This is a genomic window from Sulfuricurvum sp. (assembly GCF_023250475.1).
GTDB lineage: Bacteria > Campylobacterota > Campylobacteria > Campylobacterales > Sulfurimonadaceae > Sulfuricurvum.
In genome coordinates this window covers 1-5406 of sequence record NZ_JAHFAQ010000140.1, presented here as the reverse complement: position 1 = coordinate 5406, position 5406 = coordinate 1, and the positions used below count along the sequence as shown (strand labels likewise).

Annotated in this window: 8 protein-coding genes and 1 tRNA gene; 6 read left to right on the top strand and 3 right to left on the bottom strand. The window is 40.3% G+C overall.

Translation table 11 applies throughout. From position 1 onward, the window contains the following. Positions 1-72 precede the first annotated feature (72 nt). Entirely contained in the window at positions 73-831 is a 759-nt protein-coding gene (locus Q0C19_RS10790) for a TerB family tellurite resistance protein (protein WP_295055879.1), read from the bottom strand. A gap of 121 nt (positions 832-952) precedes the next feature. Here Q0C19_RS10790 and Q0C19_RS10785 point away from each other — a divergent pair, with 121 nt between their 5' ends. Beyond that, the gene (locus Q0C19_RS10785) at positions 953-1354 is read left to right on the top strand and encodes a hypothetical protein (RefSeq protein ID WP_295055877.1); all 402 of its coding nucleotides are present in this window, start codon (positions 953-955) and stop codon (positions 1352-1354) included. A gap of 37 nt (positions 1355-1391) precedes the next feature. After that, the gene (locus Q0C19_RS10780; protein ID WP_295055875.1) at positions 1392-2105 is read left to right on the top strand and encodes a DUF3108 domain-containing protein; all 714 of its coding nucleotides are present in this window, start codon (positions 1392-1394) and stop codon (positions 2103-2105) included. On the opposite strand, the gene Q0C19_RS10775 is transcribed toward Q0C19_RS10780, so the two are convergent. After that, positions 2102-2674, bottom strand: a complete 573-nt coding sequence (locus Q0C19_RS10775) for an NUDIX hydrolase (protein ID WP_295055873.1) — start codon at positions 2672-2674, stop codon at positions 2102-2104. The two genes, Q0C19_RS10780 and Q0C19_RS10775, sit on opposite strands and share 4 nt — an antisense overlap. Positions 2675-2775: 101 nt before the next feature. On the opposite strand from Q0C19_RS10775, the gene Q0C19_RS10770 reads away from it, so the two are divergent. From Q0C19_RS10770 to Q0C19_RS10760, 3 genes are all read left to right on the top strand, one after another. Beyond that, a tRNA-Gly gene (locus Q0C19_RS10770) sits at positions 2776-2852 on the top strand. A 207-nt stretch (positions 2853-3059) separates the two neighbouring features. Further along, positions 3060-4070: a hypothetical protein gene (locus tag Q0C19_RS10765; RefSeq protein WP_295055871.1), complete on the top strand. Its 1011-nt coding sequence runs from the start codon at positions 3060-3062 to the stop codon at positions 4068-4070. Further along, a complete protein-coding gene (locus Q0C19_RS10760; RefSeq protein WP_295055869.1) occupies positions 4067-4459 on the top strand; it encodes a type II toxin-antitoxin system PemK/MazF family toxin in 393 nt (130 codons plus the stop codon). The genes Q0C19_RS10765 and Q0C19_RS10760 overlap by 4 nt, the downstream gene beginning before the upstream one ends. Positions 4460-4541: 82 nt before the next feature. Here the strand turns inward: Q0C19_RS10760 and Q0C19_RS10755 are convergent, their stop codons facing one another. Further along, positions 4542-5000 (bottom strand): hypothetical protein, encoded by a 459-nt coding sequence (locus Q0C19_RS10755; protein WP_295055867.1) that lies wholly within the window; start codon positions 4998-5000, stop codon positions 4542-4544. A gap of 82 nt (positions 5001-5082) precedes the next feature. Here Q0C19_RS10755 and Q0C19_RS10750 point away from each other — a divergent pair. Further along, on the top strand, positions 5083-5406 hold a 324-nt coding region (locus tag Q0C19_RS10750; protein WP_295055865.1), incomplete at its 3' end, for a YcgN family cysteine cluster protein.

Sequence of the window (5406 nt, the reverse complement as noted above, 5' to 3'; positions counted from 1 at the left end):
GGTTACCCCTGCAAATAGAGTCCAATAGAGGATGTTAAGAAGTTGTTTTTTGTTCATGTGTTACCTTTTTTTTCAAATTCCGCGCGATTTTTTAATCATCTCATACGCAGCGTTTATATCCTGCACTTTTTCGGTGGAGGCTCTGAGATATTCGTCTGACGCACCTTGGGCTTTGATAATATCGGGGTGATGAATCCGTACAAGGGCGCGATACGCTTTTTTAACGTCATCGTCGGTCGCATCGCTGTTAATCCCTAAGAGTGTATAGGCTTGCGCAATAGTGCTCTCTTTGACGCTGTGGCGATGGTAGGAGGCGAATTGTTCAAACATCGAATTAAGAGCTTGGGCGCTGAAATGCAAATGGGCCGCGATTTGGTGAAGCATAGTCTCTTCACTGTGACTGAGGGTTCCGTCGATGTAGGAGAGATTTACGAGAAACTCCATCATTTTTTGACGTTTGTGCTCGTCATTTTCCAACGCTTTGTAAAGAGCTTGCGCTACCGGATCGAGATTGTATGCAACCTGTTTCTCTTCATCAAATATCTCTTTGAGGAGTTTTTTAGTTGCTTCGGGATCGGGAAAGAGGAGACTGATATCGTTGAACATATTGCTGATCAATTCCGCTTCGAGTTCATCAACCCGTCCGTCGGCTTTGGCAACTTTTGCCGTTAAGGCGACAAATAGGCCAAGCTCACTGTGGGACAAGGCTTCTTTGTTGAGTTTAAACCCCGCAAACTGCTTTTTGGAATAGGCGTGCTGATGGGCAGAGTAGCTTCTGGAGAGCCAAAAAAAGAGGACGATAACAAAAGCTAAGAGAAAAATTTGAGTCATGGTAAATCCTGACATGAAAATAAAGCGACAGTGTATCCATAAAAGGTAACTTCGTGAAGCTTTTATTACCCCTTTTTTAGAGGGAGAGAGCTATAATTTTATTTTTATACGAGGTAAATATATGTTTCAACGTCTTATTTTGATTACTTTTTTGTTTTTTAGCTCTTTGCATGGTGCAGAACTCTCGACAATGGATGCCCTCCGTTCAAAAATTTTAACGTCGGCAGTATCGCTCTACTTCGGGTCAAGAGGGTATGGAAAAGTAGATAACGTTACGGTCGACACAACGAAAAAAACACTTAGCTTTACCCTCCTGCCTGAGGGGGAAAAACAGCCTTTGAGTGTTGCAATCGGCTCGTATATGACCCTTACGGTGGATAAAGAGGAGTATCTTATCCTTCAAAAAGTACAGACAAATCGTACCTGGCTGAATCGTATTTTTGCCGACCACATGGAAGAGGGGATCAAAGTACCGCTGGGAATCGTTTCCAAAGGGGCAGGATCCCTTTTACTCAAATTATAATTACCGACGTCTCCACAATCCAATAGAGGATCAGAGTATGAAAAGAATCGTGCTACTGCTGGCATTGCTCTCCCCGTTACTAAGTGCAAAAGTGCTGAGCGCGACGTATGAAGTTTCGTATGGCATATTTCAGAAACTGGGTATCGCAGAGGCACGGTTCGAGACGAAAGAGGATCAAACCTACAGCATTAAGATTGAAGCCAGAACCGAGGGGCTGGCAAAGATTCTTACCAATAACCGTATTGAGACGTACGAAAGTTACGGAGTGATCGTCAATGGACATCTGGTTCCCCAAAAGTACATTAAAATCCGACAGACCGATGCGAAAAAAGCGATCAAGATCTATACGTTTGATCACCCCAATAAAATCGTGTGGCGAGAGAACATCCAAAGTGACGAATGGGATAAAGTCAAAAATGACTTTTATGCTCCCGAAGATATTTTGAGTCTCTTTTTTAATGTGAAAAATCACATGCAAAGTCAGCAGGATCGTCCTTTTTACGTGATCGGCGCCAATAAAAAAGATGGCCGTATCGATGTTAATTTCCCCAAAAATGAGGCATTGGCAGAGATGAAAAAGAAGCTTGAAACCGGAGAGGGCGATTATTTGAAAGTGATTTTAAACGACCGTATTTTCAGCAGTGCCAACGGCGAACTGCTGATTAATCTCGGAAGTGACGGTCTTTGCGACAAAGCAATTTTGGAAGATGTTTTGTTTTTCGGCGATGTTGTAGGGTTGAGGGTGCATTAAATCTCGATACCGAACACCTCTTTCAACATTACCTCAAAGTCTTCCCGGGATGAACCCGCAAAAGCGTTTTCGATGAAACGGTTGATCCCTTTGTTCTCATGCTGGATCAGAGGGACGATTTTAATCCCCGTAATTTCGGACATAAAGTGCGATTGGTCTCCCTCTTCGTACGCGTGTAGGAGGATGGATCGGGAGAAGTTGTTGAGGATATGATAGTAGATATGCAAAAACTCTGCTTCGAGTACTTTTAAGCCGTAAAAATGGGTGACGATACGGCTTTCGTGACTGACGATCGGGTGAACTTGTGCGGGTTTGACCGTGATGCCGATCTCTTCTTTAATCTCCCGTACGAGTGCGTCCATCAGCGTTTCATTTTCATTTACTGTTCCCCCTGGAAACCCCATACGCCCGTCCCACCGATCAATCATGATCAGTGCAGGGCATTTTAGGTGCTGCATATCGTCTTTAAAGTATTTCCACGGTGAAATCGATTCGACGTAGATGGCTAAAAAGACGGCATCTTTTTTTTTTGGATTTTGTTGGCCGAACGGTACACGTTGTGTTCTCATAAATGACTCGTTTGATAAAATTAATAGGGTTAATTATACAGAAAGAAGTATCTAAACAAATAAATGATTAAGGGTAAGGGTGGTAGAATTCCACCAGTGATGCGGGAATAGCTCAGTTGGCTAGAGCGTCAGCCTTCCAAGCTGAATGTCGCGAGTTCGAGTCTCGTTTCCCGCTCCACTTCTCTCTTTTTAAACAATCCTTTTTTTAATTTCATACCACACATTGTTCAAATACAATAATATTTTTCTACATCTCTCTTTTCCGCTATAATATTTTATATTTCACAAAGAGGCACAGAATTTATCATTTTGTAAAAATAAAAAAAGTTGATGTGATGGTATATGCGCTTTATGGGTTGAGTGAGGATGAGATTGTGGAGGCGAAATGATAGGGATTTCTTTCAATGAGTTAAAAAAAACACAACACTTAAATATTCAAGAAGAAGATCTTACAGAGAGGGTCATTCCTTTATTCCCTGTATTTGATAGTGGTTGGAAGCAGTATGCTAACACTGGGAATGAACTTATTAATATAAATATTACTGATTTGATAAACGGCTTGTATTTTTCGAAACAACCTCTTAAAGAGACCGATTTAAAATTTGAATTCTTTAACATGATGTTCAAAAAGAATAATCTTATTGAAAATAAAAATTATATAGTACATATTATGGATGACATAGAAAATTTAAGCGCAAGTGTTGAAAAAATAATTTTTTTTAGTGAGTTCTATAAAAAAGAAGATATGCATAGATTATGTAAGTATGCATCAGTTGAACTGGAGGCTATTTTTCAAAACAGTAGAGCAATTTTTGAAAATTTACAAAGTTTACAAAATAATTTAATAAAAAATACGATTTCTGCAAATAATGATGATTTATTTACTGAGAATAAAGTGGAATTTGGAGTTTCTAAAAAGAAAGCAACATTGCAAGAATATATGAATACTTATAAAATTCCTGAATCATTAGCGCAATTTTATGTTGATTTTCAGGAGTTCTTTTTTTTCATTTTAGAAATGCGAAATGATATATTTCATAGTAGAAAAACTTTTAGTCTTTATTTGGGAGAAGAAGGGTTTTCTATTTCACTTGATGAATACAATTTGAACAAATTAAATATATGGCATGAGAATAATACATTGCCTAATAATCTTGGTTCAGTCAAAACATTATTGGATTACATCGTTTTTAATACAATAAAAGCATTGGAAGATTACTCATTACGAATTAGTGCGGTTATCAAATTACCAAATGATATTTCGCCAGAGTATGATTTGTTTTATCGAAGTGATTTCAATAAGACGTTGATGGAATTACAAACCTATTTTGATAAAAATTCTTGGAGAAATTTGGAAAATACTGACAGCCCAAATACCGAAGAGGGGAAAGCGTGAGCAAACGATTCGATGAATGGAATGAGACAAAAAAAACGATCCATGCTAAAACACAATTAGCCCATTTCCGCGAACGTGAGATTTACGTCTCGACGATGGGGAGTAATGTCGGATTCGAACAAGACGGCAAAGGGGAAGATTTCGTCCGTCCCGTGTTGGTTTTACGCAAGTTTAGCAAACACAGTTTTATCGGTGTTCCCCTCACCAGTGTCGTCAAAGAGGATATATTTCACTGTCCATTTTCATTTGTCGAGGGGAAAAAGAGCTATGCTATTCTTTCGCAGGTCAGACTATTTGATGCTAAACGGCTTGAACGTAAAATGGGAATGATCCATGAAGATGATTTTAACGAGTTAAAAATGAGATTGAAAGAATTGATGAAGTTGTGAGTTGTTCCCCTTGGGTTGCCCCAAGAGTAGTCCCGAAGGAAATTTGTAAAGAAATTATAGCATAAATAGCGAATAATTAGTGTTACCCCATATTCTTTTTTAGCACATCGATCGGCATTACAAACAGCGCTTTAAACAGCGGCGAAATCCGTGTCGTTTTATCATCGATCACTTCGAGGGCGTTAAAGCTAAACCCTTCGCCATCGGCACTGTTTGTCGGTGTGATCGTAAACGTGAGCGGTTTGAGGGTACGGATCATGTTGAGGATATTTTTGTGTCGTTTATCTTCGGCGGAGAGGAGAATATTGCCGTCTTTTGTCCGTACTTTTGCCGATTCGACCAACAATCTCCAGTTGTCGGCATGGAGGGTTTTGTTCCATGTCATAACGCCGCTGGAATAGTTAATCTGTTTTTTTTCACCGACGATAATCCCCTCTCGGGTCGAACGGATCGTTTCGGCGAGGGTGAGAAAAAAGTTTTTTCCCCCAACCGAGTCTGCACATTCACGTAGTAATTCACCCAATGGTTGTTCAGTAGTCATAAAAATCCTTTTCTTTTGCTCATGATATCCAAATAACGCTCTAAATGGTCGGTTTTAACCTCAAATATGCTATTTTTCGGGTATGAAAAATACTGAAACTGCCCCATTCTGGGAAACAAAAAGACTCGAAGAATTAACTCCCCGGGAGTGGGAGGCATTGTGTGACGGATGCGGACTGTGCTGTCTGAACCGGCTTCAAGATGAGGAGGATGATACCGCTCCTATTTATCTGACCCGTGTGGCATGTCATTGTTACGATATCCCGGGGGGACAATGCAGCGATTATGCCAATCGACATGAGCGGGTCGAGGGGTGTATGCGACTTACCGTTGAGCGGGTCGGCGAGTATGAGTGGCTTCCCGAAACCTGTGCATACCGTTTGCGTTATCAGGAAAAACCGCTTCCT

Excerpts from the sequence above, each read along its gene's own strand:
- Q0C19_RS10785 (WP_295055877.1), top strand. The coding sequence starts at position 953 with ATGTTTCAACGTCTTATTTTGATTACTTTTTTGTTTTTTAGCTCTTTG.
- Q0C19_RS10780 (WP_295055875.1), top strand. The coding sequence starts at position 1,392 with ATGAAAAGAATCGTGCTACTGCTGGCATTGCTCTCCCCGTTACTAAGT.
- Q0C19_RS10775 (WP_295055873.1), bottom strand. The coding sequence starts at position 2,674 with ATGAGAACACAACGTGTACCGTTCGGCCAACAAAATCCAAAAAAAAAA.
- Q0C19_RS10755 (WP_295055867.1), bottom strand. The coding sequence starts at position 5,000 with ATGACTACTGAACAACCATTGGGTGAATTACTACGTGAATGTGCAGAC.
- Q0C19_RS10790 (WP_295055879.1), bottom strand. The coding sequence starts at position 831 with ATGACTCAAATTTTTCTCTTAGCTTTTGTTATCGTCCTCTTTTTTTGG.
- Q0C19_RS10765 (WP_295055871.1), top strand. The coding sequence starts at position 3,060 with ATGATAGGGATTTCTTTCAATGAGTTAAAAAAAACACAACACTTAAAT.